Source organism: Sphingopyxis sp., assembly GCF_050725655.1.
GTDB lineage: Bacteria > Pseudomonadota > Alphaproteobacteria > Sphingomonadales > Sphingomonadaceae > Sphingopyxis.
This window is the reverse complement of the sequence record NZ_JBOHHT010000051.1, coordinates 12,967-39,149: the sequence shown is the minus strand read 5'-3', so window position 1 is coordinate 39,149 and position 26,183 is coordinate 12,967. Positions and strand designations below refer to the sequence as shown.

The window sequence follows — 26,183 nt, the reverse complement described above, 5'->3', positions numbered from 1 at the left end:
CCATATAAGTCAGCTTGCTGGTCATAGCTGAGCTCCTGGGCTTTATGCTGGTTGCCGTTTCCCCACCGCTGGCAACCGTTAAGCGGTTTTATTCCTTCGCTATTTCACAACTCCCCGAAACATGAGCTTGCCCGTTCCGCCGACCGGAATCGGTTTCTGGAAATCCCAGCGGACGTGCGTGACATCGGCGGGTTGCGCCGCGCGGCGCGTGCCGTCGTTCATCGGAACGGAAAGGTCGGAAAGCAGTCCCCACTGCTTGCCGCCATCGACCGAAACGAGTGGCCGCGTGTCGCCGGCGTTCGCAAACCGGACCGCCGACGGCATAGGGTTGGTAATTACGAATTTGTCCGCCGGCTGCGCGCCGGCGTTGCGATAGTTGAGCACGAAAACGAGCCGGTCGCCGGGAACGACCACCTTCGGTTCTTCGAGCAGGATCCGCTGCTTGCCCTGCGCGTCGGTCGTCACGCGTTCGATGAACACGCTGTTGTCGAGCGCCACCTGGTTCGCCGCGAGCGCCTGGCCCGGCGTCAGAGCGGCAAGGAAAAGGAAAAGAGCGGTGCGCATACGCATCTCCATCAATTGATTCGGGTTCGGAAGGTGACGGTGCGCGTCTGGCCGCCGGCGACGGTGCCGAGCGCGACGTTGATCCGCGTGCCGTTATAATCGCCCGCATCGGCATCGGCCGCGTCGGACAGCCCGCTGCCGCCGAGCGTGATCGAGCCGGGGACATAGCTGGTATCCGCGGGAATATTGTCGATGATTGCAAGGCCGCCGACCGAACCGCTGCCCGCGACGGTGGCGACGATCGTGTAGGTGATAAACGCCCCTGGGATCGGGTCTGCGGTATTGAGCGAATTGGTGACCACCGCCGATTTGACGAGCGTGACCGTTGCGGCCGACACGACAAATGCACCCGCGTCGGTGCCATCGGCACCAGTCGAGCCCACAATGGCGTCGCCGCCGCCTTCGCCCAGACCGGCAAAGCTTAAGCCCGGTGCACCGGTTCCCGTCTTTGCCGCTGCGACAAGGCTAACGATGCCGCGATTGCCGTCGATGACGGTTCCCGGCGTCGTCGCGAGAACAAAGACGGTGACGCTTTGGTCGGGATTGAGCGCCGGGTCGTTCGCGCCCGGCGTATAAAGCGTATCGGTGCTGGCGTCGAAGAGGCCGTCGCCATTGTCGAGATAGATTTGCGTGACGACGGGGTCGTAATTGTCGCCGCCCGCATTGGCGACCGTACTGAGACCGAAGTTCTCGACACCGTTGCCGTTATTGGTGACCGAGAAGGTCAGCAACTGACCCGTCGCGCCCGGCGTCGTCGGAACGTCGGCGGGATTGCTCGAATCGACGGTGACGTTGAGCAGTTCGTCTACGAGCAGGTCGACGCGGTTCGAATCGACTGTCGTCGTACCGCCCCCCGTATCGAAGCTCGCGCTCGCGGTATTGCTAATGGTGGAGCCGGCACGCGTGCCGGCTGCCCCAGCCTGTGTCGGCAGCGCGAGCGCGGCCAGCACGGCAATGACTGAACAAGAGGGAAGAAGCCGATGCTTCGCGCCCCCCACAGGCGCTATCATCATCACGTTGACTCCGAATAGGTTGGTCCTTGGAGCCGTCAGTCGCCGATAAAGGGTAATTTCTGGTTAAAACGCAGGAAGAAAGACGAATTTTGATCCAGATAGAGACAAAATAGGGTTGCTACCCGTCGCAAAACGGGGCGACTGGCGCGGAAAGCCAAGCGCGCGTAAGATAAGGCAGTAAACGAGGAGAGCAGGGGTGGCGGACGACAGCGGAAGTAAGGATGTGCGTCCGCCGCGCGTCAATCCGCTACACCAGATCGAGATCGACGATTTCCGCCGCGACCGGCTTCTTGCGGCGCTCGCGCTGCTTTTTGGCGCTAGCTTTTGTCTCGTGCTGCCCTTCGCGCTGCAGGCGGGCGCCGAATTCTTTCTGCCGCTCACCGCGGCGATCGTCATTGCGATCGCGCTCGTGCCATTGCTCGAATGGCTCGAACGGCGCGGCCTGCCGTCGGCGCTTGCGGCCTTCCTCGCGCTTGCTGCCTTTCTGGCGATTATCAACGCCGCGCTCGCAATCATCGTCGTGCCTGCCACGGGCTGGTTTGCGCGGCTTCCCGATTCGATCCCGCGCATTCAGAGCAACCTGGCGCCGCTGATCGATTTCTATTCGACCCTGCAACGCTTCGTCGATCGCACATTGATGTCGGTGGCCAGCGGGACCGAGGCAACAGCGCAGGCGGTGGCGGCCACCGCGCCGACGTCTGTCGTCGACTATTTCATCTCGTCTGCGCCCGCAGCTGCGATCCAGCTCTTTTTCGCCGTGCTCGTGATCTTCTTTTTCCTCGCGGGATGGACGCGGCTGCGCAAAGGCACGATCCGGCGGCGCGGCAGCTTTGACGGCGCGATGCAGACCGCGCGCGTGATCCAGAACGTCGTCGATGCCACCGCCGACTATCTGGCGACGATCACGATGATCAACGCGATTCTCGGCCTGACGGTTTCGCTGCTGCTGTGGGCGCTGGGAATGCCATCGCCTTTTATGTGGGGCGGGATCGTCAGCATCTGCAATTTCGTACCCTATCTGGGGCCGATCGTCGCCGCGGTGCTGCTCGGGCTGGGCGGGTTGATGACGTTCGACGCGGTCGGGCTCGCCTTACTCCCCGCGCTGATCTTCATCGGCGTCCACCTGGTCGAGGCGAATCTGATCACCCCGTTGGTGCTGGGTAAGCGCCTGACGATCAATCCGCTGCTGATTCTCGTGTCCTTGAGCTTCTGGGGATGGGTGTGGGGTACGCCGGGCGCGCTGCTTGCCGTGCCGCTGCTGCTGATTTTGCAGACGGTGCTCGCATCGACGGGAACCCCCGATCTGGCTGGTTTCCTGTTCGAACGTGGCACGCTGACGACCACCGACGAGGTACGCGACCGATTAAATCGCACGCATGAGGAAAGCGACGGTTGACAGGTCGGGGCGAGCGCCATATTGGCGCGGCTCCCAAGCACACGCGGGTGTAGCTCAGTTGGTTAGAGTGCCGGCCTGTCACGCCGGAGGTCGCGGGTTCGAGCCCCGTCACTCGCGCCATTCCTTCCCTTTTCGGACGGAATGGCCACCGCGGCTTGGGATCATTCCATCACTGGAAATCGGGAAAAATGGCGCGGCGCTTCAGCCGCGCCATTTTCCCAATTCCATCCAGCGCAGCAGCGGCTTCAGCGGCAGGATCCAGACGATCCCTGCGGCAAGATAGAAGACCGCCTGCACCAGCACCGGCCAGGTGCCGACCCATGGTGACACGCTGACGACAACGCCCGTCCACATCGCGATAAGCGCCAGGATCAGGAACATGCCGGCGGGCTTGCGCCAACTCGGCTGGGGGTCGGCGGGTGGCTGGCTCACAAACGGTCTCCACAAAGGATGAATTCTTGTTCGGTCAGGATCGCGTCGAGCGCGATGTCGGTTGATTCGCGTGGGGCCGCGTCGATTTCTTGCACGGACCACCCGATTCCGATCCGCAGCACATCGGGGTGCGCGGCGAAATAGCGATCATAATGCCCGCCGCCCTGACCGATCCGGCCGCCTCTGCGATCGAACCCGACGAGGGGGCAGAAGATGAGGTCGGGTGTTGCCAAAGGCGCAGCGTCCGCGGGCTGCCGCGTGCCCCAGGGGCTCTTCACCAGCGCTTCGCCGGGCCGCCAATGGCGAAAATCCATTGCGAGGATCCGCCCGGCATGGTGGGGCAGGGCGAGCGCGCCCGCTTCCGCAAGGCCAGCGAACATCGGCATGATATCGGGCTCGTCGCCCCACGCGGCATAGGCGCCAATAACGGCATGGTCGGCAAAAAGGTCGGAAAGCGGCGCGGGCAGCGCGCGAAAGGCCGCCAACTGTGCCATCCCGTCGAGATTCGCCACGAAATGCTTGCGGCGAAAGCGAAGCTTTTCTCGCAACTTCTGTTTCTGCTGGACCAGATCGGCGGACAAGTCGGTCATCGCCTCCTCTGGGACTTGCTGTGGATGGTTGGCGGGACCGCCGAGGTCGTTTGCTGGAAAGTCCTCTGACGCCAGTAACGTCAGGTGGGGACCATGTACGTCGGACCAGGGTCCGGGCAGGGACAGCCCCCTAGGATGATGTATCGCCTCAGGGATTTTCGCAAAAGCTCGTGCCGGGCAGTACCCGCCGCTCCCTATGTAGGGTGACGGGCCTGTCCGCTCAAGGGGTTTGCGCGAGCGTGCGGCGCACGCTCAGGGGATTTGTTCGACTTTCGCGGCGAGCGCCTCGATGCGATCGGCGATTTGCAGCAAGGCGCGGTTGTTCGACGGGGTCGCTGAAGGAGCCGTTGTCGGCGCGTTCTGGCGCGCGGTTGCAAGTTCCTTGAGCGCGACCTGCTCGCGCGCGACCGCGGCGCGCAGCTCGTCGCGCGCCGTCGCTTCGCGGCTCTCGGCGAGCGCAACCGCGGCACGGAGCGAATCGGACTGGGGTTCGGACTTTTCGACCTTGCCCCTGGCTTCCTGGATTTCATCGGCGAGCATCAGCGCAGCGAACAGCATCTGGCGGATCTCGGTGCCGCCCGGCATCGTGCGCACCTTTTCGTCGACGACCGAAGCAAGCTGAAGCAGCTGCGCTTCCTGCCCATCGGCGCAATGCACGTCATAGGGGCGGCCAGCGATGGTCAATTTCACGTCAGCCACGCTTGGCCTCCGCAATCAGCAGGTCGAGTTCGCCGATGACGGCGGCAACTTCGGCCTTGAGCGCCGACTGGTCGGCTGCGGGCGCTGCAACGGCCGCAGCGGGCCCGTTCGCGCGATCGGTCAGGGCCTTTTCGATACGGCTCAGCGCGCGTTCGATACGGCCGATGGCCAGGCTGGATTCGTCGAGATCGAGTTCCATGCCAATGGGGTAGCAGCGTGGGGAAGGGCGTGCAATTGCCCTGTCGGTCCAAAATGCGCTGATTTTCCGTCACGGGCGGTTGACTCCTGCCCCCACCCCCGCAAAGGGCTGTGCGCATCCAATCCGGGTGCCCAGAGTCTTTTGGGTCCGGACCAATCCCAACCTTTCCGGGGGACCAATGACACTGCCCGAACGTCAGCTCGCCAACGCAATCCGCGCGCTTGCGATGGATGCCGTACAGGCCGCAAACAGCGGCCATCCAGGGATGCCGATGGGCATGGCCGACGTCGCCACCGTGCTTTACTCGGACTATCTGAAATTCGATCCTTCGGATCCCAAATGGGCCGATCGCGACCGATTCGTTCTGTCGGCGGGTCATGGTTCGATGCTCGCTTATGCGACGCTGCACCTTGCGGGCTATGCACGGCCGACGTTGGACGACATCCGCAATTTCCGGCAACTCAACAGCCCGTGCGCGGGGCATCCCGAGAATTTCGAGCTCGAAGGCGTCGAAACGACGACCGGGCCGCTGGGGCAGGGACTCGCCACCTCGGTCGGCATGGCGATCGCCGAGCGGCATTTGAATGCGATCTATGGTGACGATCTTGTCGATCATCGCGCATATGTCATAGCCGGCGACGGATGCCTGATGGAGGGCATAAACCACGAAGCCATTGGTTTGGCTGGACATTTGCAGCTAGGCCGCCTGACCGTGCTGTGGGACGACAACAAGATCACCATCGACGGATCGACCGACCTGTCGACCAGCGAAGACATTTCGGCGCGCTATGCGGCGACCGGCTGGCACGTTGAAAGCTGCGACGGACACGACCCGGCCGACATTCGCCGCGCGATCGACGCCGCGCTCGCCGATCCGCGGCCGTCGCTGATCGCGTGCCGCACCGTTATCGGCTTCGGTGCGCCGAACAAGCAGGGCACATCGGCCACCCACGGCTCGCCGCTTGGCGCCGACGAAGTCGCCGCAGCGCGCAAGGAACTGGGCTGGACCGCCGAACCGTTCGACATTCCCGCCGACATCGCTTCGGCGTGGGCGGCGTTCGGAGAAAAGGGCAAAGCTCTTCACGTAGAATGGAATGCTCGTCTTGCAAGCCATGAAAAGAAAAGCGAATTTAACGCCCGCCTGAGCGGCAAGATCGTTCCGGGCGATGCGTTCAAAGCGTATCTCGACGGGCTGGTCGCCGAACCGCCGAAGGTCGCGACGCGCAAGGCGTCGGAGAACACGCTGGGCGCGCTGACCGCCGACATTGCGGCGCTTGTCGGCGGCAGCGCCGATTTGACGGGTTCGAACAACACCAAAACATCGTCGACCAAGCCGCTGACGAAGAATGATTATTCTGGCCGTTATATCTATTATGGCATCCGCGAATTCGGCATGGCGGCGGCGATGAACGGCATGGCGCTGCACGGCGGCATCATGCCCTATGGCGGCACCTTCCTCGTGTTTGCCGATTATTGCCGCGCCGCGATCCGCCTGTCGGCTCTGCAGCAGCAGCGCGTCGTCTATGTGATGACGCACGACAGCATCGGGCTTGGCGAAGACGGCCCGACCCACCAGCCGATCGAGCATCTCCAGTCGCTGCGCGCAATGCCGAACCTGCTCGTGCTGCGCCCCGCCGATGCGATCGAAACCGCCGAATGCTGGGCACTCGCGCTGGCGCAGGAAAGCCGGCCGTCGCTGCTCGCGCTGACGCGTCAGAACCTCCCGCCGCTGCGTGATGACGTCACCGAAAATCTTTGCCTGAAGGGCGGTTACCGCCTTCGCGATGCGTCGGCCGCACGCAAGGTCGTGCTCGTCGCGACGGGCTCCGAAGTCTCGCTCGCGATAGAAGTAGCCGACAAGCTCGAGGCCGCGGGCCACGGCGCCGACGTCGTCTCGATGGTATCGACCGAACTCTTCGACGAGCAGAGCGCCGCCTATCAGGCCGATATCCTGCCCGACGACGCGCTGCTCGTGTCGATCGAGGCGGGCACGACCTTCGGCTGGGAACGCTACACTGGCCGCCACGGCCTGCGCTTCGGCATCGACAGCTTCGGGGCTTCGGCGCCGATTGAAGACCTATTCAAGCATTTCGGCCTTACCGCCGATGCTATCACCCCCCAGATCCTGGCACGGCTGAGCAACTAAGCGCCCGGCCCTCCCTCCTGCAGAAAGGATTTTTCGACATGGCAGTAAAAGTCGCAATCAACGGTTTCGGACGCATCGGTCGCCTGGTGGCACGCGCCATCCTCGAACGTCCCGACTGCGGGCTCGAACTCGTTGCGATAAACGACCTAGCCGATGCCAAGTCGAACGCCTTGCTGTTCAAGCGCGACAGCGTCCACGGCGCCTTTCCGGGCGAAGTCAGCGCCGATGGTGACGCGATGGTCGTCAATGGCAAGCGCATCCGCGTCACCGCCGAGCGTGACCCCGCCAACCTGCCGCACGCCGAACTCGGCGTCGATATTGCGCTCGAATGCACGGGCTTCTTTGCCGATCGCGACAGCGCATCGAAGCACCTGACCGCCGGCGCCAAGCGCGTGCTGATCTCGGCCCCGGCCAAGGGCGTCGACCTGACGGTCGTTTATGGCGTCAACCACGACAAGCTGACCGCCGAGCATGTCGTCGTCTCGAACGCGAGCTGCACGACCAACTGCCTCGCGCCGGTCGCCAAGGTGCTGAACGACAGCATCGGCATCGAGCGCGGGCTGATGACCACGGTCCATGCCTACACGAACGATCAGAAGATCCTCGACCAGATCCACCCCGACATGCGCCGTGCGCGCGCCGCCGCGATGTCGATCATCCCGACGACGACGGGCGCCGCCCGCGCGGTCGGCGAAGTGCTGCCCGAACTCAAGGGCAAGCTCGACGGTTCGGCGATCCGCGTGCCGACCCCGAACGTCAGCCTGGTCGACCTGACCTTCACCCCGAAGCGCGACACGAGCGTCGAGGAAGTGAACAAGATCCTGAAGGACGCGTCGGAAGGCGCGCTGAAGGGCGTTCTGGCGTTTTCCGACGAGCCTTTGGTTTCGATCGATTACAACCATAACCCGGCCAGCTCGACGATCGACAGCCTCGAAACCTCGGTGCTCGAAGGCAAGCTTGTTCGCGTCGTCAGCTGGTACGACAATGAATGGGGCTTCTCGAACCGCATGGTCGATACCGCAGGTGTGATCGCCAAGCTGCTGTAATCCGTTCGTGCTCCTGCGAAGGCAGGAGCCCATCTCCTGCCGGATCGATTTTGATCGAACGGCAGTGGAGACGGATAGCATAGGAGATGGGCCCCTGCCTTCGCAGGGGCGCACGCCGGAAACGGAGTTGGAAAATGACCGCTTTCAAGACCCTCGACGATATCGGTGACGTCACCGGCAAGCACGTGCTCGTGCGCGTCGACCTCAACGTCCCGATGTTCGAAGGCGCGGTCAGCGACGCGACCCGGATCCAGGCCGCGATGCCGACGATCCGCGAATTGTCGGACAAGGGCGCGATCGTCCTGCTTCTCGCGCATTTCGGGCGGCCGAAGGGCGCGAAGAACCCGACCCAGTCGCTCAGCCTCGTGATGGGCGGTGTCGAGGACGTCCTTGGCCATTCGGTGATGTTCATCCCCGAAGCCGTCGGCGAGGGCGCGAAAGCGGGGATCGCGGTGCTCGCCGCTGGCGACGTCGCGGTGATGGAAAACACGCGTTTCTATCCGGGCGAAGAAACCAATGATCCGGCTTTCGCCGATGCACTCGCCGAAATCGGCGATCTTTACGTCAACGACGCCTTTTCGGCGGCGCACCGCGCGCATGGGTCGACCGAGGGCATCGCCCGCCGTTTGCCGGCCTATGCCGGCCGGGCGATGGAAGCAGAACTGAAGGCGCTCGACGCCGCGCTCGGCAATCCGGCGCATCCGGTGGCGGCGGTCGTCGGCGGCGCGAAGGTGTCGAGCAAGATCGACGTGCTGCGCCATCTTGTCAGCAAGGTCGATCATCTGATCATCGGCGGCGGGATGGCGAACACCTTCCTTGCGGCGCGCGGGGTCGATGTCGGCAAGTCTCTGTGCGAGCATGACCTGGTCGATACCGCCAACGCGATCTTCGATGCCGCCGATAGCGCGGGCTGCACGATCCATCTGCCTTATGACGTTGTGGTGGCAAAGCAGTTCGCCCCGAATCCCCCGACGCGTACCGTCAACGTCCATGAGGTCGCGGCCGACGAGATGATCCTCGACGTCGGCCCGGCCGCGACCGAAGCATTGGCGGACGTCCTCAAGAATTGCCGCACGCTCGTCTGGAACGGTCCGCTCGGCGCGTTCGAGACGCCGCCGTTCGACACCGCAACCGTCGCGCTCGCGAAGACCGCCGCGGCTTTGACTCGCGAAGGCTCGCTGATTTCGGTCGCGGGTGGCGGCGATACCGTCGCGGCGCTCAACCATGCCGGCGTCGCCGACGATTTCACCTTCGTTTCGACCGCCGGCGGCGCCTTCCTCGAATGGATGGAAGGCAAAGCGTTGCCGGGCGTCGACGCGCTGAAGGCTTAGGCTTCCCCGCTGCATTGCATCGCACCCATGGGGTCGCTATGCGCAGCGCCACATACGTATGCAAATAACCGGAGATCCTATGACCACCGCCAATGCCGCCATGCTCGACCAGATCAAATCGGGGCAGGGCTTTATCGCCGCTCTCGACCAGAGCGGCGGTTCGACGCCGAAGGCATTGAAGGGTTATGGGATCGGCGAGGACGCCTTTTCGAACGACGATGAAATGTTCGGCCTGATCCACGCGATGCGCAGCCGCATCGTCACCGCGCCCTGCTTCAATGGCGAGAAAGTGATCGGCGCGATCCTGTTCGAACGCACGATGGACGGCGATGCGGACGGCAAGCCGGTGCCCGCGCTGCTGTGGGAACGCGGCGTGGTGCCGTTCCTGAAGGTCGACAAGGGCCTCGAAGACGAAGCCGACGGCGTCCAGTTGATGAAGGCCAATCCGGGCCTCGACGAACTTTGCGACCGCGCGGTCGCCAAGGGCGTGTTCGGCACCAAGATGCGCAGCGTCGTCAACCTCGCCAATCCGGTGGGAATCAAGGCGATCGTCGAGCAGCAGTTCGCCGAAGCCGCGCGCATCGCCGCGCATGGCCTCGTCCCGATCATCGAACCCGAAGTGAACATCAAGAGCGCCGAACGCGATGCGGCGGACCGCCTGCTGCTCAACGAAACGCTCGCGGCGCTCGACGCCTGGACTGGCGCACCGGTGATGCTGAAGCTGTCGTTGCCGACCGAGGCCGGCCTGTTCCAGCCGCTCGTCGATCATCCGAAGGTGCTGCGCGTTGTGGCGCTGTCGGGCGGCTTTGCCCGTCCCGAAGCCTGCGTCGAACTCGCCAAGAACCCCGGTATCATCGCGAGCTTCAGCCGGGCGCTGCTCGAAGACCTGCGCCACCAGATGAGCGATGCGGACTTCAACGCGTCGCTTGGCGGCGCGATCAAGGAAATTCACGCGGCCTCCGTGGCCTAGGTGATGGGAGAGAGGTGGCAAGCCGTCGACGATTATATCGCCGCCAAATTGCTTGGCGACGATGACGCGCTTGCCACCACCCTCGCCAACAATGCCGCCCAGGGCCTGCCGCCGATCGACGTGTCCGCGGCGCAGGGCAAGATGCTGTTCCTGCTCGCGCAGATGGCGAGCGCTAAACGCATCCTCGAAGTCGGAACGCTCGGCGGTTATTCGACGATCTGGCTCGCCCGCGCGCTGCCCGAGGGCGGATCGCTCGTAACGCTCGAACTCGAAGCGCATCATGCGCGAGTGGCGCAAGAGAATCTGGAACGGGCCGGACTCGCCGAGAAGGTCGATATCCGCATTGGCGCCGCGACGGCCAGCCTTGCCGCGATGACGAACGAGGCGCCCTTCGACTTCGTCTTCATCGACGCCGACAAGCAAAGCAACGCCCACTATGTCGAAGAGGCGATCCGGCTCGGGCGCTCCGGTACGACGATTGTCGTCGACAATGTCGTGCGCGAAGGCGGGGTACTGGAAGCTGACAGCGACGATGAGCGCATCATCGGCACCCGTGCGCTGTTCGACATGCTTAGCGCCGACCCACGCGTTGATGCGACCGCTGTCCAGACCGTCGGTGCCAAGAAATGGGATGGATTCGTCCTGGCGCGGGTGCTTTAGAGCCCGCCCGCAAAGCGGAACGAGAAACGATAATCCGCCGGCTTGATCGTCACATCGGTGCGCTTTTCCGGCCGAACCGATTCGAGCGTGAACTGTCCGTCGGCGAGTTGGACCGGTTCGCCCAGCGTCGCTTCGAACGGCTGTTTCTCGCCATTGCCGCGAATCCAGACCATCTTCACCCGCACCCGGCCCGCCCACACGCAGCGCGCGTTCATCGGGCAACGGCTGTCTTCGAGCACTTCGACAGGCTGGACGAGCGGGCCGTCGACATAGGCTTTCTGGCCGAGTGCGACGTCGCTGCCGTCGGGCAGCGGCGCGCCGCGCGTCGTGGCGCAGGCGGAAAGGGCAAGGGCGGCGGGCAGGGCGAGGATCGCGAGGCGGTGTATGTTCTGCATTTGCCCGTCTGTGACCGCGCCGCTATGAACGCGCCATGAAAACACCGACCTGCCAACTTTACCTGATTTCGCCGCTCGACGTCGGCGGCGATTTTCCCGACCGGCTTGCCGAAGCGTTCGACGCCGGTCCGGTCGCCGCCTTCCAGTTTCGCGTCAAGGATCTCGACCAGCATGAAGCGGCACGGCTTGCCGAGCCGTTGCAGGCGCTTTGCTCCGCGCATGACGTGGCGTTTATCGTCAACGACGATGTCGCGCTCGCGAAACGGCTTGGTGCAGACGGCGTACATCTGGGACAGGATGATGGCGACCCGCGCGAGGCGCGCCGCATATTGGGCCCCGAGGCGCAGATTGGTGTGACCTGCCACGCGAGCCGCCATATGGCGATGGAAGCGGGTGAGGCGGGCGCCGACTATGTCGCGTTCGGCGCTTTTTACCCGACAACGACCAAGACGGTCGAGCATCACGCCGATCCTGAAATCCTCGAGTGGTGGCAGGGCATGTTCGAACTACCCTGCGTCGCGATCGGCGGCATCACGGTCGACAATGCGCGGACGCTGATCGAAGCGGGGGCCGATTTCCTTGCCGTATCCGGCGGCATTTGGGCGCACCCCGAGGGGCCAGCGGCGGCCGTGCGGGCGTTCAGTGCCCTTCTCGACGATCAGCCCGCCGGGTAATCGCACCCCGGCGTCTTCGGACCATCCTTCGGCACACGCGGTGGCGCCGCATCCTTGCGCCAGCCGAAAAGGCCGGCGCAAGGAGCCCCGCGCGACGAAGGTGCTGCGTTGCCGCGCGGGGGCGGCGGGGTCAGGTCCGAAAGATCGATGCTCATCATGGCCGACGATATGACATTGATGTCGCGCCTCATATTGGATCGATGCGTCAAATCGGCTTCGGTTCGTCGCCTTTTGACTTGCGCAAGACCCGGCGTGTCGCAACACAGCGGGCGGGGAGAAGTTTATGACCGAAATCACGACACCGGCCGCACGCGGGCGCGAATTGACGCTCCGCGCGATTTTGCTCGGCGGCATTTTGACGCTGATGTTCACCGCAGCGAACGTCTATCTGGGGCTGAAGGTCGGGCTGACCTTTGCGACCTCGATCCCCGCGGCGGTGATTTCGATGGCGCTGCTGCGCTATATGGCCGGATCGACGATCCTCGAGAATAATATCGTCCAGACGATCGCGAGCGCGGCGGGCACGCTGGCCGCGATCATCTTCGTACTGCCGGGGCTTGTCATGGTCGGTTACTGGCAGGGCTTCCCGATGCTCGAAACCACTGCGATCACGATGCTCGGCGGCATTTTGGGCGTGCTTTTTTCGGTGCCGCTACGCCGCGCGTTGGTGGTCGATTCAGACCTTCCCTACCCCGAAGGTCGCGCGGCCGCCGAAGTGCTGCAGGTCGGTGCCGCGAGCGCCGAGGGCGCCGAGGAAAATCGCGCCGGATTGTCGGCCTTGATGTGGAACAGCATCGTCGCCGCGGTCTTCACATTGCTCACCCAGATGAAACTTGCGGGCGCCGAGGTTGCGCGCTGGTTTGCCGTCGGCAGCGGCGCGACCGGGATCGCGGGCGGGCTCGCCTTTGCGCTGTTCGGCGTCGGGCATCTCGTCGGCCTGTCGGTCGGCATGGCGCAGCTCGTCGGCATGGTCACCGGTTGGTGGGTGTTGCTGCCGATCCTGACCCAAGGCGGAACCGGCGACGCCGAGACGCTGGCAAACACGGTGTTTCGCGCCGACGTCCGCTTCTTTGGCGCTGGCGTCATCGCGGTCGCGGCGATCTGGACGCTGATCAAGATCGCGGGTCCGGTCATCGGTGGCATCCGCTCGGCAATGGCGGCAAGCCGTGCGCGGCAGGGCGGGCAGACGTTGGCCATCGAGGAACAGGATATATCGATCAATTGGGTGTTCGGCGGCTCGCTCGCGCTGATGCTGCCGATCGGCTGGTTGCTCTGGACGGTGCTCGCCGGCGGGCCGCTCGCGGGATCGGCGATGATCCTCATCGCGGGCGCGCTGCTGTTCATCATCGTCATCGGGCTGATGATCGCATCGGTCACCGGCTATATGGCGGGCCTGATCGGCGCGTCGAACTCGCCGGTGTCGGGCATCGGCATTCTTGCGATCATCGCGTCGTCGTTGCTGCTGCTCGGCCTGCTCGGCCGCGGGGGTGGTGAGGAAGAAATCGCGGCGATGGTCGCTTATGCGCTGATCGTCACCGGGCTGGTGTTCGGCATTGCAACGATTTCGAACGACAATCTCCAGGATCTCAAGACCGGCCAGCTTGTCGGCGCGACGCCGTGGAAACAGCAGGTCGCGCTGATCATCGGCGTGATCTTCGGCTCGCTGGTGGTCCCGCCGGTGCTCAACGTGCTCAACGAGACCGTCGGTTTTGTCGGGGTTCCCGGCGCGGGCCCCGAAGCGCTGGCGGCGCCCCAAGCGGGGCTCATTTCGTCGCTCGCGAAGGGCGTGCTGGGCGGCGATCTCAACTGGACGATGCTCGGCTATGGCGTGCTCGCGGGGATCGGCTTCATCATCGTCGATGCGCTGCTCGGCCGTGCGGGCAAGTTGCGGCTGCCGCCCCTGGCCATCGGAATCGGCATCTACCTGCCGATGGCGGTCATCCTGCCCGTCGTGATCGGCGCGGTCGGTGGCTGGTTCTACGACCGCTGGGCGGCGAAGCGTCCGAACGCGAGCTTTGCGCACCGGATGGGCGTTTTGACGGCGACGGGCATGATCGTCGGCGAGAGCTTGCTCGGCGTCTTTTATGCCGGCACCGTCTATGTGACCGACAACGACGCGCCGCTCGCGGTAACCGGCGACGGTTACGCGCCCTATGCCCCGTGGGTCGGGTTGATCCTGTTCGTCGTGCTCGTCTGGCTCAGTTACCAGCGCACCCGCCGCCTGGTCGTCGAAACGCCCTGACTTGCCCTTCGTCGCTCGCGCGGCTAAAGGCGCCCACCTGATACCGATGCTCGTGGGGCGCCGGTTTGCTCTTTCTATCCTTGAACTGTGCCCATCCTTCTAAGAAAGCTTGCGCGATGAAAATCACCGGCGTTGAAATCCGTCCCGGCAATATTATCGAATTTGAAAAGGGGATCTGGAAAGTCACCAAGATCCAGCACACCCAGCCGGGCAAGGGCGGCGCCTATATGCAGGTCGAAGCCAAGAATTTGATCGACGGCCGCAAGCTGAACAACCGTTTTCGCAGCGCCGACACGGTCGAAAAGGTCCGCCTCGACACCAAGGATTTCCAGTTCCTCTATGCCGAGGGCGACGACCTGGTGTTCATGGACAAGGATACGTTCGAACAGATCAACATCGGCAAGGATGTCGTCGGCGACGCGCACGAGTTCCTGCAGGACGGCATGGATGTCGTGCTCGAGCTTTGGGAAGAGCGCCCGATTTCGGTCGAGCTGCCCGAAACGATCGAAGCGACGATCGTCGAAGCCGACGCCGTTGTGAAGGGGCAGACCGCCTCGTCGTCGTACAAGCCCGCGGTCCTCGACAATGGCGTGCGCGTGATGGTGCCGCCGCATATCACCAGCGGAACGAAGATCGTCGTGCATGTGTACGACCGCGAATATGTCCGCCGCGCCGACTGATGGTTAGGATCGTGACCGACGCGCGGAGCTTTCGGGCCGACCGCGCGTGGGGCGCGCGCGATCTCGTCGAGATCGAAGGCGCCAGCGTCCGTCTGCATTGGACGGACCAGCCTTATAAATGGCATGTCAATGATGGCGCCGAACTGTTTTGCGTCATCGCGGGGACCGTCGACATGCATTATCGAGCGGCGGGCGAGGAGCATGTTGCGCGCCTTGAAGCCGGCGACATGTTTGTAGCCGATGTCGGCGACGAGCATGTGGCACATCCGGTGGGCGAGGCCCGCATTTTGGTCGTAGAACGTAAGGGATCCGTATAGTGGCCGTATCGGGCATCATCACCGTCATGGAACGTGCCGCGCGCAAGGCTGGCACCAAGCTGCGCCGCGATTTCGGCGAGATCGAGCATCTGCAGGTCTCGCAAAAGGGTCCGGCCGATTTCGTGTCGAAGGCCGATCAGGCTGCCGAACGCACGCTCTATGACGAACTCGGCCGCGACCGTCCGGGTTGGGGCTTCGTGCTCGAAGAAGGCGGGATCATCGAGGGCGAGCCCGGCAAGCCGCGCTTCATCATCGATCCGCTCGACGGCACTTCGAACTTCCTCCACGCCATCCCGCATTTCGCGATCTCGATCGCGGTGCAGGAACCGAAGCCGGGCGGCGGCTGGGGCGACGTCACGGCGGCGCTCGTCTATCAGCCCGTCACCGACGAAAGCTATTGGGCCGAACGCGGCCGCGGCGCCTGGCTGCACGATCGCAGGCTCCGTGTCGCGTCGCGTCGCCACCTCAACGAATGCCTGGTCTCGACGGGCATCCCGTACATGGGCCACGGCAATATGGCGCAGTGGAGCCGCATTTTCGGTGCGGTCGCACCCGAAGTCGCCGGCATCCGCCGCTTCGGCGCCGCCAGCCTCGACCTCGCGTGGGTCGCGGCGGGCCGTTACGACGGTTTCTGGGAAAGCGACCTTCAGGTCTGGGATGTCGCCGCGGGCATGTTGCTCGTGCGCGAAGCCGGCGGCTTTGTGAGCGATTTCCGCGGCGGCGACCGCGCGATCGAACGCAGCGAATTCATCGCCGGCAGCGCCGCGGTGCATTCGAAGCTGCAAAAGCTGGTCGCGGGGGCGCTCCGCAACGCCTGAGCATTCAGGGGCGCAACGCGTCTTTCAGGAACGCCGTGACTTTCGGCCAGGCGTCGGCGCGGGCCTTGGCATTGGCTTCGGGGCTGCCGCCGCCGCGTGGATCGTCGCGCGGCTCGGCCGATCCGCCAGCCAGATCGTGCCCGGCGTCGGGATAGATCAGGGCCTCGGTCCGTAGCCCCGCGGCGTCCCGCGTTGCGACGATACTGCGCGACATGCGCCCCGAATTCCACAGGCGGTCCTTGTCGCCGGCGACGAGCATCAACTTGCCGCGATAGGCGTCGACGGGAATTTTGGCCGCCGCCTCGCGGTCGGGATGATCGGCGCGTCCGTTTTCGTGGATCGCCAGCAAATCGGCATTGGGTCCGGCCTGCAGCCCCTCGACGAAACCGCGATAGGGCATGAAGGGCAGGGGCTTGCCGCCGAACGCGAAGGACGATCGCGTCCCCTCGGCCTCCAGCATTTCGAGGCCCCATCCCTCCCACACTAGGTCGGAGGGAGCATAGGCGACAACCGCCTTGATCCACGGATAGCGACTGGCGGCGATCAGTGCGAATTCGGAGCCCTTCGAGCCTGCGAACAGCCCGAGGCGCTCGACGTCGACACCGGGCATGGCCGATAATGTCGTCCTGAGGTCGGCGAGCTGGTCGACGCGAATGTCGATAAAGCTGCCGGGCAGGTCGGCATATTCGGGCGGCGGACCATAGCTGCCCCAGTTGGGCGAATAATAGGGAAGGCTGACCGCGGCATAGCCCAGTTGGGCAAGGATCGGACCGAAGCGCTTGCCGGCTCCGTCGCCGCCTTCGGCGCCGGGGAGAATGACGAGTAAAGGTCGCCGTTCCGCGCCGGGCAAACGGTAGAGTGTGGCGTGCGGGAAACCGGTGATGGCCGTTTCTTCGATCGAGGCCGGGGTCGATTGCGGTGAGGTTTCGGCGGCCACACTTGCCGGACAAACCAGTGCCGCAATTGCAATCGCCAAAGCTGTCTTGATCATCCTCGCCCTCCGTTCGCTTGCGCGCCCGTATTATAGTAATAATACAGCCAGGCAAGCGAGATCGGTCGATGCGAAATCGGACGGCAGCTATTTCTCGAAAACATACTCGCGAAAGCTGTCCATCAGCGACGCCCAGGTATTGAGCGTCTCACCGACATTCTCGCGCGGGATGCCCGCGAAATCGAGGTCGACGTCCATTTCGAGCACCGGATCGCCCTCGTCATCCTTGTAGGCGCGGGCGAAGCGCTTGTCCTTGTTCCACTTGTTGAGTTTGTCGAGCGAGACGCCCTTGGCGTCGCTGAAACCCATATAATATTGCAGCGTCTTGCACTTCTTGCCCTCTTCGCAGTTCATGAAGAGGACGAGGAATTTCAGGCCGTTGCGATTGCTTTCGAGATAGGGATCGTCGCCCGCCTTGCTGACCAGCGTCGCGGGCCAGCCCTGCGACTCGAGGATCGCCTTGATCGTCGCGGGATTCGCCGCATTGATCAGTTCGGCGTGCGCTGGCGTGGCGCAGAAAAGAGCGGCTGCACCCAAGGCAAGGGCGGCGCGAGCGGTAATTGGTCCCATGGAATCTCCCATTATCGAAGGTGCGCCCGAAAAAGCGCAGCACAGCGACCCTTTTTGGTGGGGTATCACAGCGATAGGGCCGGTCGCCAGCCTCGTTTATGCTTTTGGTCACAGGGGTTACGAAATTCGTACCCGCAGCGCTTGCGACACGCGGCGCGCTGGCCTAAAGCGCGCCCATAAACGGGTGCCAGACACCCCAAAATATGAACAACAGAACTGCGAGCTCCCATGGTCGATCTGACGCAATATTTGCCGATTCTGATCTTTCTGGTCGTCGCCATCGGCCTGTCTTCCGCCTTCGTCTTCCTGCCGATGGGCGTCGCGCGGCTGACCGGGGCGCACAAACCCGACCCGGCGAAACTGACCGAATATGAATGCGGCTTCCCGGCGTTCGAGGACGCGCGCAGCCAGTTCGACGTGCGCTTCTATCTCGTCGCCATCCTTTTCATCATCTTCGATCTCGAAGCCGCCTTCCTCTTTCCCTGGGCGGTCAGCCTCAAGGAAATCGGCTGGGCCGGTTGGGCCACGATGATGATTTTCCTCGCCGAACTGACCCTCGGCCTTGTGTATGCATGGAAGAAAGGGGCGTTGGACTGGGAATGAGCAGCTCGATCATCCTGCCGCCCGGCCAGATGCCGGTTGCCCCGGGGACCAACCCCGGTCTTATGCCAGTGGCGCCGGGGACAAACCCCGACGCGGCATTTTTCGACGACCTCAACAGCGAAGTCGGCGACAAGGGCTTTCTCGTCACCTCGACCGAGGATTTGTTCAACTGGGCGCGCACCGGCTCGCTGTGGTGGATGACCTTTGGCCTCGCGTGCTGCGCGGTCGAAATGATCCACGTCAACATGCCGCGTTATGACATGGAGCGGTTCGGTGCCGCGCCGCGCGCATCGCCGCGTCAGTCGGACGTGATGATCGTCGCGGGGACGCTGTGCAACAAGATGGCCCCCGCGCTGCGCCGCGTGTACGACCAGATGTCGAACCCCAAATATGTCATCTCGATGGGCAGCTGCGCCAATGGCGGCGGCTATTATCACTACAGCTATTCGGTGGTGCGCGGCTGCGACCGCATCGTGCCCGTGGACATCTATGTCCCCGGCTGCCCGCCGACCGCCGAAGCGTTGCTTTACGGTGTGATGCAGTTGCAGCGGAAGATCCGCCGCACCGGGACGATCGAACGCTGATGGGCCATCCCGCTCCCGTCGTCGCGCCGCAGCCCACGCTCGCGGCGACCCTCAAGAAGCTGCTCGGCACCGACCTGCTCGCGCATGAGTTCACGGTCGACGAAGACAGCATCACCGTCGACCGCGATGCGATCGCCGGGGTGATGATCGCGCTGCGTGACAATCTTGAATATCAGCAGATGATGGAAATTGCGGGGGTCGATTATCCCGACCGCGCCGAGCGGTTCGAGGTCGTCTATCACCTGCTCAGCCTCACGAAGAACCATCGTCTGCGCGTTCGCGTGTCGACTGACGAGGCGACGCCGGTGCCGACGATCGTTCCCGTGTGGCCGAACGCCGGCTGGCTCGAGCGCGAAGTGTTCGACATGTATGGCGTGCTGTTCGCGGGCAACACCGACCTGCGCCGCATCCTGACCGACTATGGTTTTCAGGGCCACCCGCAGCGCAAGGATTTCCCGCTGACGGGCTATACCGAGCTGCGCTATTCCGAAGAGGATAAGCGCGTCGTCTATGAGCCGGTGAAGCTGGCACAGGATTTCCGCAATTTCGACTTCATGTCGCCGTGGGAAGGCGCCGACTATGTGCTGCCGGGCGATGAAAAGGCCGGCGGAACGGGCGAGGCACCCGGCAAGGGCGCGCCGTCGCCGATGACGGCGGCCGAGGTCAAGAAGGCCGACGACGCGGCGAAGGCGCCGCCGCCGCCAACCCCGAAGACCACCGAAAAGCCCGAGCAGACGGGCGCGGGCGCGAAGGCGAACCTGAAGGCGGCCAAGACGAGCCGCGACGGCGCGAAAGCGACCCCTGCAGCGAAGGCCAAGACTCCGGCGACCAAGGCGGCCGAAAAGGCACCCGCCAAGGCGAAGGCGCCGCAGAAGCCGCGCGCGCCGCACAAGCCCAAAGCAGGAGGTGACGCATGACCGACTCTCCGAATGTCCTGCATTATGGCGGCGACCTGTTCACCGGCTATCCGGTCGATACCGCCAACACGGCGGGCGATCAGGCGGTCACCAATTACACGATCAACTTTGGTCCGCAGCATCCGGCCGCGCACGGCGTGCTGCGGCTGGTGCTGGAGCTTGACGGCGAGATTATCGAGCGCGTCGATCCGCACGTCGGCCTGCTCCACCGCGGCACCGAGAAGCTGATCGAGTATAAGACCTATTTGCAGGCTTTGCCCTATTTCGACCGGCTCGATTATTGCTCGCCGCTCGCGATGGAGCATAGCTATGTCCTCGCGATCGAGAAATTGCTCGACCTCGAAGTCCCGGCGCGCGCGCAATATCTGCGCGTGCTGTTCGCCGAGCTGACGCGCATCTGCAATCACATGCTCAACATCGGCAGCCACGTTATGGACGTCGGCGCGATGACCCCGAACCTGTGGGTGTTCGAGCTGCGCGAAGATTGCCTGAACTTCTTCGAACGCGCCTCGGGCGCACGGATGCACTCGGCGTATTTCCGCCCGGGCGGCGTCCATCAGGATGTGCCGGAAAAGCTGCTCGTCGACATCGGCGAATGGCTCGAAAAGCGCCTGCCGAAACTGTTCGGCGACGCGATGAGCCTCGTCATCGACAACCGCATCTTCAAGCAGCGTAACGTCGACATCGCGACGGTGAGCAAGGAAGACGCGCTGGCATGGGGCTTCTCGGGCCCGATGATCCGCGGCAGCGGCATCGCATGGGATTTGCGCAAGTCGCAGCCTTACGACGCCTATGCGCAGATGGAGTTCGACATTCCCGTCGGCACCCGCGGCGACTGCTATGATCGCTTCATGGTCCGCGTCGAGGAAGTCTATCAGTCGGCGCGCATCATGAAACAGTGCCTGCGTGACATGCCCACCGGCCCGATCGCCAGCCTCGACCGCAAGGTCGTCCCGCCGAAGCGCGGCGAGATGAAGCAGTCGATGGAATCGCTGATCCACCACTTCAAGCTCTATACCGAGGGCTTCCACGTCCCCGCGGGCGAAGTCTATGTCGCGACCGAAAGCCCGAAGGGCGAATTCGGCGTCTATCTGGTCAGCGACGGCAGCAACAAACCGTACCGCTGCAAGATCCGCCCGACCGCGTTCTCGCATCTGCAGGCGATGGATATGATGTCGAAAGGCCATATGCTCGCGGACACGACCGCGATCATCGGCGCCATCGACGTGGTGTTCGGGGAGTGCGACCGATGAGAATACTTGCGGCCTTTCGCATAGCATTGGCGACCAGCGTGTTGGCCTTTCTCCTAATGCTCGCTGCCGGCGTTAGCGCTTTGCTTCCGAGCGAACTCGCAATGGTTATCGGACTCTATGCCGTCGTGGCGATGGGACTGTCCGCGCTCGGTTGCCTCGCGACGCAACTCGTTCTCTTTATCTCTCACAAGCGACACACTACCCATGGCTGACGCACCCCAAATCCCCGACGAAGCCGAAACCCGCGCGCGCTGGGGCGCTTTTGCGTGGACGGCGGAAAATGCCGAGAAAGCAAAGGCGGTCATCGCGCGTTATCCCGCAGGGCGCCAGCGCTCGGCGGTGATGCCGCTGCTCGACCTCGCGCAGCGGCAGGTCGGCGCCGAGACGCAGACGCAGGGCTGGCTGCCCGTGCCGGTGATCGAATATGTCGCAGCGCAGCTCGATATGCCGTTCATGCGCGCCTATGAGGTCGCGACCTTTTACACCATGTACAATATGGTGCCCGTCGGCCGCTATCATGTGCAGGTGTGCGGCACGACGCCGTGCCTGCTGCGCGGGTCGGACGATGTCATGGCCGCGTGCAAGAACCGCGGCATGGTGAAGGGCAAGACGACGCCCGACGGGCTGTTCACGCTGACCGAGGTCGAATGCATGGGCACCTGTACCAACGCGCCGATGGTCCAGATAAACGACGATAATTATGAAGACCTCGACTACGACAGCACCGTCCGCATCCTCGACGCGCTCGCCGCGGGCGAGCAGCCCAAGACCGGTCCCCAGAACCCCAAGCGCCACACGAGCGAGCCCGAAGGCGGCCCGACGACGCTGAAGGAAATGGTGTCTTCGAACCACGACTATCGGAAGGAGTGGTGATGACCGTTCTCAAAATCCTCCCCGCTCGCGGGGAGGGGGACCGCCCGCAGGGTGGTGGAGGGGGGCTGCGGCCTTGCGCGACGGCAGCGGGCCTCGATAGCCCCCTCCGTCAGTCGCTGCGCGCCTGCCACCTCCCCACGAGTGGGGAGGATTTGGCATGAGCCTCGCTGACAAAGATCGTATCTTCACCAATCTTTACGGGTTCCAGCCGTGGAACCTCAAATCCGCGCAGGCACGCGGCGATTGGGACAAGACCAAGGATTTGATGAGCCGCGGCCAGGACGCGATCATCGAAGAGATCAAGGCGTCGGGCCTGCGCGGCCGCGGCGGCGCGGGTTTCCCGACGGGGCTCAAGTGGAGCTTCATGCCGAAGGAGCCGCGCGCCGACCGCCCGAGCTTCCTCGTCATCAACGCCGACGAATCCGAGCCCGGTTCGTGCAAGGACCGTGAAATCATCCGCCACGATCCGCACAAGCTGATCGAAGGTGCGCTGATCGCGGGTTTTGCGATGCGCGCGCGCGCAGCGTATATCTACATCCGCGGCGAGTTCATCCGCGAGGCCGAGACGCTGTTTGCCGCGGTGCAGGAGGCGTATGACGCCGGTCTGCTCGGCAAGAATGCCGCGAAGTCGGGTTATGATTTCGACGTGTTCGTCCACCGCGGCGCCGGCGCGTACATCTGCGGTGAAGAAACCGCGATGATCGAAAGCCTCGAGGGCAAGAAGGGCCAGCCGCGCCTGAAACCGCCATTCCCGGCGGGGGCGGGCCTTTATGGTTGCCCGACAACGGTCAACAATGTCGAAAGCATCGCGGTCGTTCCGACGATCCTGCGCCGCGGCGCGCCGTGGTTCTCGTCCTTCGGGCGTGAGAATAACAAGGGCACCAAACTCTTCCAGATTTCGGGCCATGTCGAGCGCCCGTGCGTCGTCGAGGAAGAGATGGGTATCACGTTCCGCGAGCTGATCGACAAGCATTGCGGCGGCATCCGTGGCGGCTGGGATAATTTGCTCGCGGTGATCCCCGGTGGCTCGTCGGTTCCGCTCGTCCCAGCGGCCGAGATCATGGACGCGCCGATGGATTTCGACGGGCTGAAAGCCGTCGGATCGGGCCTCGGCACCGCCGCCGCGATCGTGATGGACAAGTCGACCGACGTCGTCCAGGCGATCAGCCGCATCAGCTATTTCTACAAACATGAAAGCTGCGGCCAGTGCACGCCGTGCCGCGAAGGCACCGGCTGGATGTGGCGCGTGATGGAGCGCCTTCGCACCGGCGACGCCGATATCAGCGAAATCGATACGCTGTACGATGTGACCAAGCAGGTCGAAGGCCACACCATCTGCGCGCTCGGCGACGCCGCGGCATGGCCGATCCAGGGCCTGATCAAGCATTTCCGCCCCGAAATCGAACGCCGCATCCGCGAGAATGGCGGCGCGCTGGAGGCGGCGGAATGATCGGCCGCAGCCTTCTTGTTGTCGGAACAGCCGTTGGGGGCATGGCAATGGCCGCGCCAGCAACAGCAAAGGGCAAGATGGACTCGCTCGTCGAGTGTATGTGGCAAGAAGCGCCGACGTCTACTGCACGTTACATCGATAATCAGGATAAGGCGAAAGAGGCTGCTCTGTTCATGAGAGCGGTTATGCCCTGCCAAGGTTCGATGAATATCGATCTGAAGCAGTTGAAGAAGCGTCTTGCGGCAGCACGTCCCTCGGAAATCCGGCCCGACAAAGAAACCGATGCTTCGGCCTTTTTGTGCACTAAAGACGCGTCCGGCGAAGATCATTGCGCTCCGGTTGAGGAGTGAGGAAAACCGATGCCTAAAGTTACCGTAGATGGCGTAGAACTCGACGTCCCGCAGGGCGCCACCGTTCTGCAGGCGTGCGAGCTGGCGGGGAAGGAAATTCCGCGCTTCTGCTATCATGAACGCCTGTCGATCGCCGGCAATTGCCGCATGTGCCTTGTCGAAGTCGCGCCGGGCCCGCCGAAGCCGCAGGCGTCGTGCGCGCTGCCGGTCGCCGAGGGGCAGGTGATCAAGACCGACAGCCCGATGGTCAAGAAGGCGCGCGAAGGGGTGATGGAGTTTCTGCTCATCAACCACCCGCTCGACTGCCCGATCTGCGATCAGGGCGGCGAATGCGACCTGCAGGACCAGTCGGTCGCTTACGGCCGCGGCGCGACGCGCTATGACGAGAACAAGCGCGCGGTCACCGAAAAATATATGGGTCCGATCGTCAAGACGGTGATGACCCGCTGCATCCAGTGCACGCGCTGCGTCCGCTTTGCCGAGGAAGTTGCGGGCGTGGAAGACATCGGCGCGATCGGTCGCGGCGAGAATATGCAGATCACCAGCTATCTGGAACATGCCGTCGCGAGCGAGCTGTCGGGCAACATCGTCGACCTCTGCCCGGTCGGCGCGTTGACGTCGAAGCCCTATGCGTTCGAAGCGCGTCCGTGGGAGCTGACCAAGACGCTGAGCATCGACATGATGGACGCGGTCGGCACCAATGTCCGTATCGACGCGCGCGGCCGCCAGGTGCTGCGCGTGCTGCCGCGCGTCAACGACGATGTGAACGAGGAATGGGCGAGCGACAAGACGCGCCACCATGTCGACGGCCTTGTGCGCCGTCGCCTCGATCAGCCCTATGTTCGCGTGAACGGCGCGCTTCAGCCTGCAAGCTGGACCGAAGCCTTTGCCGCCATCGCGGCGGTCAAGGCCCGTTCGTCGGTCGCCGCGATTGCGGGCGACCTAGCCGATTGCGAGACGATGTTCGCCGCGAAGGCGCTGGTGAACGCGCTCGGCGGCACCCTGCTCGAAGGGCGCCAGACCGGGCTCGACTATGACGTCACCAGCCTGTCGGCGGTCAATTTCAACACCGGCATCGCCGAGGCCGAAAATGCCGATGTGATCCTGCTCGTTGGCACGAACCTGCGCTGGGAAGCGCCGCTGATCAACACGCGCGTCCGCAAGGCGGCGTGGAAGAAAGGCGCGAAGGTTTTCGCCATCGGCCCCGAAACCGACCTCACCTACAAGACCGAGTGGCTCGGCGACGATGCCTCGCTTGTCGCGAAGCTGCCGGTTGCGGCGCTCGACGCGCTCAAGGGCGCCAAACGGCCGATGCTGATCTTCGGCGGCGGCGCGCTGTCGGTGTCCGGCGTCCACGGCGCGGGTCTCGCGCTCGCCAAGTCGGTGAACGCGGTCAAGGACGGCTGGAACGGCTATAATGTAGTGCATTTCTCGGCGGCGCGTATGGGCTCGCTGATGCTCGGCTATGGCCTTCCCGGCGGGATCAAGGATGTGATCGCGGCGAAGCCGAAGCTCGCTTTCTTCCTTGGCGCCGACGAGGTCGATTTTTCGGCGCTTCCCGATACGTTCAAAGTCTATGTCGGCCATCATGGTGACAAGGGCGCGCATGCCGCCGACGTCATCCTGCCCGCCGCGGCATGGACCGAGAAGGACTTCACCACGGTCAACACCGAGGGCCGCGTCCAGCGCAGCGAAAAAGCGGTGTTCGCGCCGGGCGACGCGCGCGAGGACTGGAGCATTTTCCGCGCCCTCGCCGATGCGCTGGGCGTTTCGGTCGGTTTCGACAGCTTCGCGCAATGCCGCGCGGCGATGATCGCGGCAGTGCCGGCGCTCGGTGTCGAAGGGCTGGCCGATTATGGCTGGTCGGTGCCCAAGCTCGCGGCAAAGCCCGAGGCGCGCGCGATCCCGTCGCCGATCAAGGATTTCTACCTCACCAACGCCATCTGCCGCGCGTCGCCGACGATGCAGCGCTGCTCGGAAGAGCTGGTCCATGGCGCAGACTTTGCGGAGGCCGCGGAATGAGCTTCTACACTAAATGCATGCGCAACGGGTCGGTGATCCTGTTTTGGATGGCCTTCATCGTGGGGGTGATGGGTTTTATCGGGGTGCTGGGCAGCAGCTGGGGCATGGTGTCGAGCGGCGTGGGATCGCCTTATGAAGACCATAGCCCCGGCGCCATCTTGATGGTGCTGACCGCGCTGGCCTCGGCACTGTCAACGGCCGCTTGGCCGTTCTTTGGAGCGGCGCTTCTATGGTTGCTCGATATGAGACTTGCAAACCGGGAGGCCGCGGAATGAACCCGGTGCATGCGATTGCTGGCACCTTGCTGGTGGGGATGGGGTACGCCGTATGGCGGGCCTTCAATCCGCCCAAACCGGAAAAGCCGGGGCCGCATAATGGTTGGCGGAACCAGGACGGGG

The 26,183-nt window shown here is 63.8% G+C and carries 29 protein-coding genes and 1 tRNA gene; 21 read left to right on the top strand and 9 right to left on the bottom strand.

From position 1 onward, the window contains the following. Positions 1 to 99: 99 nt before the first annotated feature. Complete coding sequence (locus tag ACREBX_RS06775; RefSeq protein ID WP_431560990.1) at positions 100 to 564, bottom strand: hypothetical protein; 465 nt, start codon at positions 562 to 564, stop codon at positions 100 to 102. An 11-nt stretch (positions 565 to 575) separates the two neighbouring features. Then, positions 576 to 1,514: a hypothetical protein gene (locus tag ACREBX_RS06770; protein WP_431560989.1), complete on the bottom strand. Its 939-nt coding sequence runs from the start codon at positions 1,512 to 1,514 to the stop codon at positions 576 to 578. Between the two features lie 259 nt (positions 1,515 to 1,773). Between ACREBX_RS06770 and ACREBX_RS06765 the strand changes: the two genes are divergently transcribed. Together ACREBX_RS06765 and ACREBX_RS06760 are read left to right on the top strand one after the other, a co-directional pair. Further along, positions 1,774 to 2,973 (top strand): AI-2E family transporter, encoded by a 1,200-nt coding sequence (locus ACREBX_RS06765; RefSeq protein ID WP_431560988.1) that lies wholly within the window; start codon positions 1,774 to 1,776, stop codon positions 2,971 to 2,973. A 43-nt stretch (positions 2,974 to 3,016) separates the two neighbouring features. Next, positions 3,017 to 3,093, top strand: a tRNA-Asp gene (locus ACREBX_RS06760). A gap of 81 nt (positions 3,094 to 3,174) precedes the next feature. Here the strand turns inward: ACREBX_RS06760 and ACREBX_RS06755 are convergent. The 4 genes from ACREBX_RS06755 to ACREBX_RS06740 form a co-directional block, all read right to left on the bottom strand. Then, positions 3,175 to 3,405, bottom strand: a complete 231-nt coding sequence (locus tag ACREBX_RS06755; RefSeq protein ID WP_431560987.1) for a DUF2842 domain-containing protein — start codon at positions 3,403 to 3,405, stop codon at positions 3,175 to 3,177. Further along, a complete protein-coding gene (locus tag ACREBX_RS06750; RefSeq protein WP_431560986.1) occupies positions 3,402 to 3,995 on the bottom strand; it encodes a 5-formyltetrahydrofolate cyclo-ligase in 594 nt (197 codons plus the stop codon). Before ACREBX_RS06750 ends, ACREBX_RS06755 begins: the two co-directional genes overlap by 4 nt. 252 nt (positions 3,996 to 4,247) lie before the next feature. Next, positions 4,248 to 4,694, bottom strand: a complete 447-nt coding sequence (locus ACREBX_RS06745; protein WP_431560985.1) for a cell division protein ZapA — start codon at positions 4,692 to 4,694, stop codon at positions 4,248 to 4,250. After that, positions 4,687 to 4,893 carry a hypothetical protein gene (locus tag ACREBX_RS06740; RefSeq protein WP_431560984.1) on the bottom strand — a complete coding sequence of 69 codons (207 nt, stop codon included), beginning with the start codon at positions 4,891 to 4,893 and terminating at the stop codon, positions 4,687 to 4,689. The genes ACREBX_RS06745 and ACREBX_RS06740 overlap by 8 nt, the downstream gene beginning before the upstream one ends. Positions 4,894 to 5,071: 178 nt before the next feature. On the opposite strand from ACREBX_RS06740, the gene tkt reads away from it, so the two are divergent. The 5 genes from tkt to ACREBX_RS06715 all read left to right on the top strand — a co-directional run bounded on the left by tkt (position 5,072) and on the right by ACREBX_RS06715 (position 11,046). Beyond that, on the top strand, positions 5,072 to 7,039 hold the full coding sequence (gene tkt / locus ACREBX_RS06735) for a transketolase (RefSeq protein ID WP_431560983.1): 1,968 nt from the start codon (positions 5,072 to 5,074) through the stop codon (positions 7,037 to 7,039). Positions 7,040 to 7,077: 38 nt separating this feature from the next. Beyond that, entirely contained in the window at positions 7,078 to 8,085 is a 1,008-nt protein-coding gene (gene gap / locus ACREBX_RS06730; protein ID WP_431560982.1) for a type I glyceraldehyde-3-phosphate dehydrogenase, read from the top strand. A gap of 134 nt (positions 8,086 to 8,219) precedes the next feature. Then, positions 8,220 to 9,416 carry a phosphoglycerate kinase gene (locus ACREBX_RS06725; protein WP_431560981.1) on the top strand — a complete coding sequence of 399 codons (1,197 nt, stop codon included), beginning with the start codon at positions 8,220 to 8,222 and terminating at the stop codon, positions 9,414 to 9,416. A gap of 100 nt (positions 9,417 to 9,516) precedes the next feature. After that, positions 9,517 to 10,386 (top strand): fructose bisphosphate aldolase, encoded by an 870-nt coding sequence (locus ACREBX_RS06720; RefSeq protein ID WP_431560992.1) that lies wholly within the window; start codon positions 9,517 to 9,519, stop codon positions 10,384 to 10,386. A 3-nt stretch (positions 10,387 to 10,389) separates the two neighbouring features. Beyond that, positions 10,390 to 11,046 carry an O-methyltransferase gene (locus ACREBX_RS06715; RefSeq protein ID WP_431560980.1) on the top strand — a complete coding sequence of 219 codons (657 nt, stop codon included), beginning with the start codon at positions 10,390 to 10,392 and terminating at the stop codon, positions 11,044 to 11,046. On the opposite strand, the gene ACREBX_RS06710 is transcribed toward ACREBX_RS06715, so the two are convergent. Then, positions 11,043 to 11,441: a hypothetical protein gene (locus ACREBX_RS06710; protein ID WP_431560979.1), complete on the bottom strand. Its 399-nt coding sequence runs from the start codon at positions 11,439 to 11,441 to the stop codon at positions 11,043 to 11,045. The genes ACREBX_RS06715 and ACREBX_RS06710 overlap by 4 nt on opposite strands. A gap of 35 nt (positions 11,442 to 11,476) precedes the next feature. Between ACREBX_RS06710 and thiE the strand changes: the two genes are divergently transcribed. The 5 genes from thiE (at position 11,477) to ACREBX_RS06685 (ending at position 16,172) form a co-directional block, all read left to right on the top strand. After that, on the top strand, positions 11,477 to 12,115 hold the full coding sequence (gene thiE, locus ACREBX_RS06705; RefSeq protein WP_431560978.1) for a thiamine phosphate synthase: 639 nt from the start codon (positions 11,477 to 11,479) through the stop codon (positions 12,113 to 12,115). Between the two features lie 283 nt (positions 12,116 to 12,398). After that, on the top strand, positions 12,399 to 14,357 hold the full coding sequence (locus ACREBX_RS06700) for an OPT family oligopeptide transporter (protein WP_431560977.1): 1,959 nt from the start codon (positions 12,399 to 12,401) through the stop codon (positions 14,355 to 14,357). Between the two features lie 116 nt (positions 14,358 to 14,473). Further along, positions 14,474 to 15,037: an elongation factor P gene (gene efp, locus ACREBX_RS06695; protein WP_431560976.1), complete on the top strand. Its 564-nt coding sequence runs from the start codon at positions 14,474 to 14,476 to the stop codon at positions 15,035 to 15,037. An 11-nt stretch (positions 15,038 to 15,048) separates the two neighbouring features. Then, positions 15,049 to 15,354: a cupin gene (locus tag ACREBX_RS06690; protein WP_431560975.1), complete on the top strand. Its 306-nt coding sequence runs from the start codon at positions 15,049 to 15,051 to the stop codon at positions 15,352 to 15,354. Beyond that, a complete protein-coding gene (locus ACREBX_RS06685) occupies positions 15,351 to 16,172 on the top strand; it encodes an inositol monophosphatase family protein (protein ID WP_431560991.1) in 822 nt (273 codons plus the stop codon). The genes ACREBX_RS06690 and ACREBX_RS06685 overlap by 4 nt, the downstream gene beginning before the upstream one ends. Before the next feature lie 4 nt (positions 16,173 to 16,176). On the opposite strand, the gene ACREBX_RS06680 is transcribed toward ACREBX_RS06685, so the two are convergent. After that, the gene (locus ACREBX_RS06680; RefSeq protein ID WP_431560974.1) at positions 16,177 to 17,163 is read right to left on the bottom strand and encodes a dienelactone hydrolase family protein; all 987 of its coding nucleotides are present in this window, start codon (positions 17,161 to 17,163) and stop codon (positions 16,177 to 16,179) included. A gap of 87 nt (positions 17,164 to 17,250) precedes the next feature. Then, complete coding sequence (locus tag ACREBX_RS06675) at positions 17,251 to 17,733, bottom strand: YbjN domain-containing protein (protein ID WP_431560973.1); 483 nt, start codon at positions 17,731 to 17,733, stop codon at positions 17,251 to 17,253. 228 nt (positions 17,734 to 17,961) lie between these two features. On the opposite strand from ACREBX_RS06675, the gene ACREBX_RS06670 reads away from it, so the two are divergent. From ACREBX_RS06670 to ACREBX_RS06630, 9 genes are all read left to right on the top strand, one after another. Next, positions 17,962 to 18,336, top strand: coding sequence for an NADH-quinone oxidoreductase subunit A (locus ACREBX_RS06670; protein WP_431560972.1), 375 nt, complete (start codon positions 17,962 to 17,964; stop codon positions 18,334 to 18,336). Between the two features lie 29 nt (positions 18,337 to 18,365). Further along, the gene (locus tag ACREBX_RS06665; protein WP_056375229.1) at positions 18,366 to 18,920 is read left to right on the top strand and encodes a NuoB/complex I 20 kDa subunit family protein; all 555 of its coding nucleotides are present in this window, start codon (positions 18,366 to 18,368) and stop codon (positions 18,918 to 18,920) included. Beyond that, positions 18,920 to 19,837 (top strand): NADH-quinone oxidoreductase subunit C, encoded by a 918-nt coding sequence (locus ACREBX_RS06660; RefSeq protein ID WP_431560971.1) that lies wholly within the window; start codon positions 18,920 to 18,922, stop codon positions 19,835 to 19,837. Before ACREBX_RS06665 ends, ACREBX_RS06660 begins: the two co-directional genes overlap by 1 nt. Beyond that, complete coding sequence (locus ACREBX_RS06655) at positions 19,834 to 21,090, top strand: NADH-quinone oxidoreductase subunit D (RefSeq protein ID WP_431560970.1); 1,257 nt, start codon at positions 19,834 to 19,836, stop codon at positions 21,088 to 21,090. Before ACREBX_RS06660 ends, ACREBX_RS06655 begins: the two co-directional genes overlap by 4 nt. 204 nt (positions 21,091 to 21,294) lie before the next feature. Continuing rightward, complete coding sequence (locus tag ACREBX_RS06650; protein ID WP_431560969.1) at positions 21,295 to 21,963, top strand: complex I 24 kDa subunit family protein; 669 nt, start codon at positions 21,295 to 21,297, stop codon at positions 21,961 to 21,963. A 157-nt stretch (positions 21,964 to 22,120) separates the two neighbouring features. Beyond that, positions 22,121 to 23,413 (top strand): NADH-quinone oxidoreductase subunit NuoF, encoded by a 1,293-nt coding sequence (gene nuoF, locus ACREBX_RS06645; RefSeq protein WP_431560968.1) that lies wholly within the window; start codon positions 22,121 to 22,123, stop codon positions 23,411 to 23,413. Continuing rightward, positions 23,410 to 23,763 (top strand): hypothetical protein, encoded by a 354-nt coding sequence (locus ACREBX_RS06640; RefSeq protein WP_431560967.1) that lies wholly within the window; start codon positions 23,410 to 23,412, stop codon positions 23,761 to 23,763. Before nuoF ends, ACREBX_RS06640 begins: the two co-directional genes overlap by 4 nt. Before the next feature lie 9 nt (positions 23,764 to 23,772). Continuing rightward, positions 23,773 to 25,785 (top strand): NADH-quinone oxidoreductase subunit NuoG, encoded by a 2,013-nt coding sequence (gene nuoG / locus ACREBX_RS06635; RefSeq protein WP_431560966.1) that lies wholly within the window; start codon positions 23,773 to 23,775, stop codon positions 25,783 to 25,785. After that, complete coding sequence (locus ACREBX_RS06630) at positions 25,782 to 26,060, top strand: hypothetical protein (protein ID WP_431560965.1); 279 nt, start codon at positions 25,782 to 25,784, stop codon at positions 26,058 to 26,060. Before nuoG ends, ACREBX_RS06630 begins: the two co-directional genes overlap by 4 nt. The last annotated feature ends 123 nt before the right edge of the window (positions 26,061 to 26,183 follow it).

What these genes read in the sequence shown, in the direction of transcription:
- ACREBX_RS06775 (WP_431560990.1), bottom strand. Translation starts at nt 564, where the DNA reads ATGCGCACCGCTCTTTTCCTTTTCCTTGCCGCTCTGACGCCGGGCCAG.
- ACREBX_RS06750 (WP_431560986.1), bottom strand. Translation starts at nt 3,995, where the DNA reads ATGACCGACTTGTCCGCCGATCTGGTCCAGCAGAAACAGAAGTTGCGA.
- ACREBX_RS06740 (WP_431560984.1), bottom strand. Translation starts at nt 4,893, where the DNA reads ATGGAACTCGATCTCGACGAATCCAGCCTGGCCATCGGCCGTATCGAA.
- tkt (WP_431560983.1), top strand. Translation starts at nt 5,072, where the DNA reads ATGACACTGCCCGAACGTCAGCTCGCCAACGCAATCCGCGCGCTTGCG.
- gap (WP_431560982.1), top strand. Translation starts at nt 7,078, where the DNA reads ATGGCAGTAAAAGTCGCAATCAACGGTTTCGGACGCATCGGTCGCCTG.
- ACREBX_RS06725 (WP_431560981.1), top strand. Translation starts at nt 8,220, where the DNA reads ATGACCGCTTTCAAGACCCTCGACGATATCGGTGACGTCACCGGCAAG.
- ACREBX_RS06720 (WP_431560992.1), top strand. Translation starts at nt 9,517, where the DNA reads ATGCTCGACCAGATCAAATCGGGGCAGGGCTTTATCGCCGCTCTCGAC.
- ACREBX_RS06715 (WP_431560980.1), top strand. Translation starts at nt 10,390, where the DNA reads ATGGGAGAGAGGTGGCAAGCCGTCGACGATTATATCGCCGCCAAATTG.
- ACREBX_RS06710 (WP_431560979.1), bottom strand. Translation starts at nt 11,441, where the DNA reads ATGCAGAACATACACCGCCTCGCGATCCTCGCCCTGCCCGCCGCCCTT.
- thiE (WP_431560978.1), top strand. Translation starts at nt 11,477, where the DNA reads ATGAAAACACCGACCTGCCAACTTTACCTGATTTCGCCGCTCGACGTC.
- ACREBX_RS06700 (WP_431560977.1), top strand. Translation starts at nt 12,399, where the DNA reads ATGACCGAAATCACGACACCGGCCGCACGCGGGCGCGAATTGACGCTC.
- efp (WP_431560976.1), top strand. Translation starts at nt 14,474, where the DNA reads ATGAAAATCACCGGCGTTGAAATCCGTCCCGGCAATATTATCGAATTT.
- ACREBX_RS06680 (WP_431560974.1), bottom strand. Translation starts at nt 17,163, where the DNA reads ATGATCAAGACAGCTTTGGCGATTGCAATTGCGGCACTGGTTTGTCCG.
- ACREBX_RS06675 (WP_431560973.1), bottom strand. Translation starts at nt 17,733, where the DNA reads ATGGGACCAATTACCGCTCGCGCCGCCCTTGCCTTGGGTGCAGCCGCT.
- ACREBX_RS06670 (WP_431560972.1), top strand. Translation starts at nt 17,962, where the DNA reads ATGGTCGATCTGACGCAATATTTGCCGATTCTGATCTTTCTGGTCGTC.
- ACREBX_RS06665 (WP_056375229.1), top strand. Translation starts at nt 18,366, where the DNA reads ATGCCGGTTGCCCCGGGGACCAACCCCGGTCTTATGCCAGTGGCGCCG.
- ACREBX_RS06660 (WP_431560971.1), top strand. Translation starts at nt 18,920, where the DNA reads ATGGGCCATCCCGCTCCCGTCGTCGCGCCGCAGCCCACGCTCGCGGCG.
- ACREBX_RS06655 (WP_431560970.1), top strand. Translation starts at nt 19,834, where the DNA reads ATGACCGACTCTCCGAATGTCCTGCATTATGGCGGCGACCTGTTCACC.
- ACREBX_RS06650 (WP_431560969.1), top strand. Translation starts at nt 21,295, where the DNA reads ATGGCTGACGCACCCCAAATCCCCGACGAAGCCGAAACCCGCGCGCGC.
- nuoF (WP_431560968.1), top strand. Translation starts at nt 22,121, where the DNA reads ATGAGCCTCGCTGACAAAGATCGTATCTTCACCAATCTTTACGGGTTC.
- ACREBX_RS06640 (WP_431560967.1), top strand. Translation starts at nt 23,410, where the DNA reads ATGATCGGCCGCAGCCTTCTTGTTGTCGGAACAGCCGTTGGGGGCATG.
- nuoG (WP_431560966.1), top strand. Translation starts at nt 23,773, where the DNA reads ATGCCTAAAGTTACCGTAGATGGCGTAGAACTCGACGTCCCGCAGGGC.
- ACREBX_RS06630 (WP_431560965.1), top strand. Translation starts at nt 25,782, where the DNA reads ATGAGCTTCTACACTAAATGCATGCGCAACGGGTCGGTGATCCTGTTT.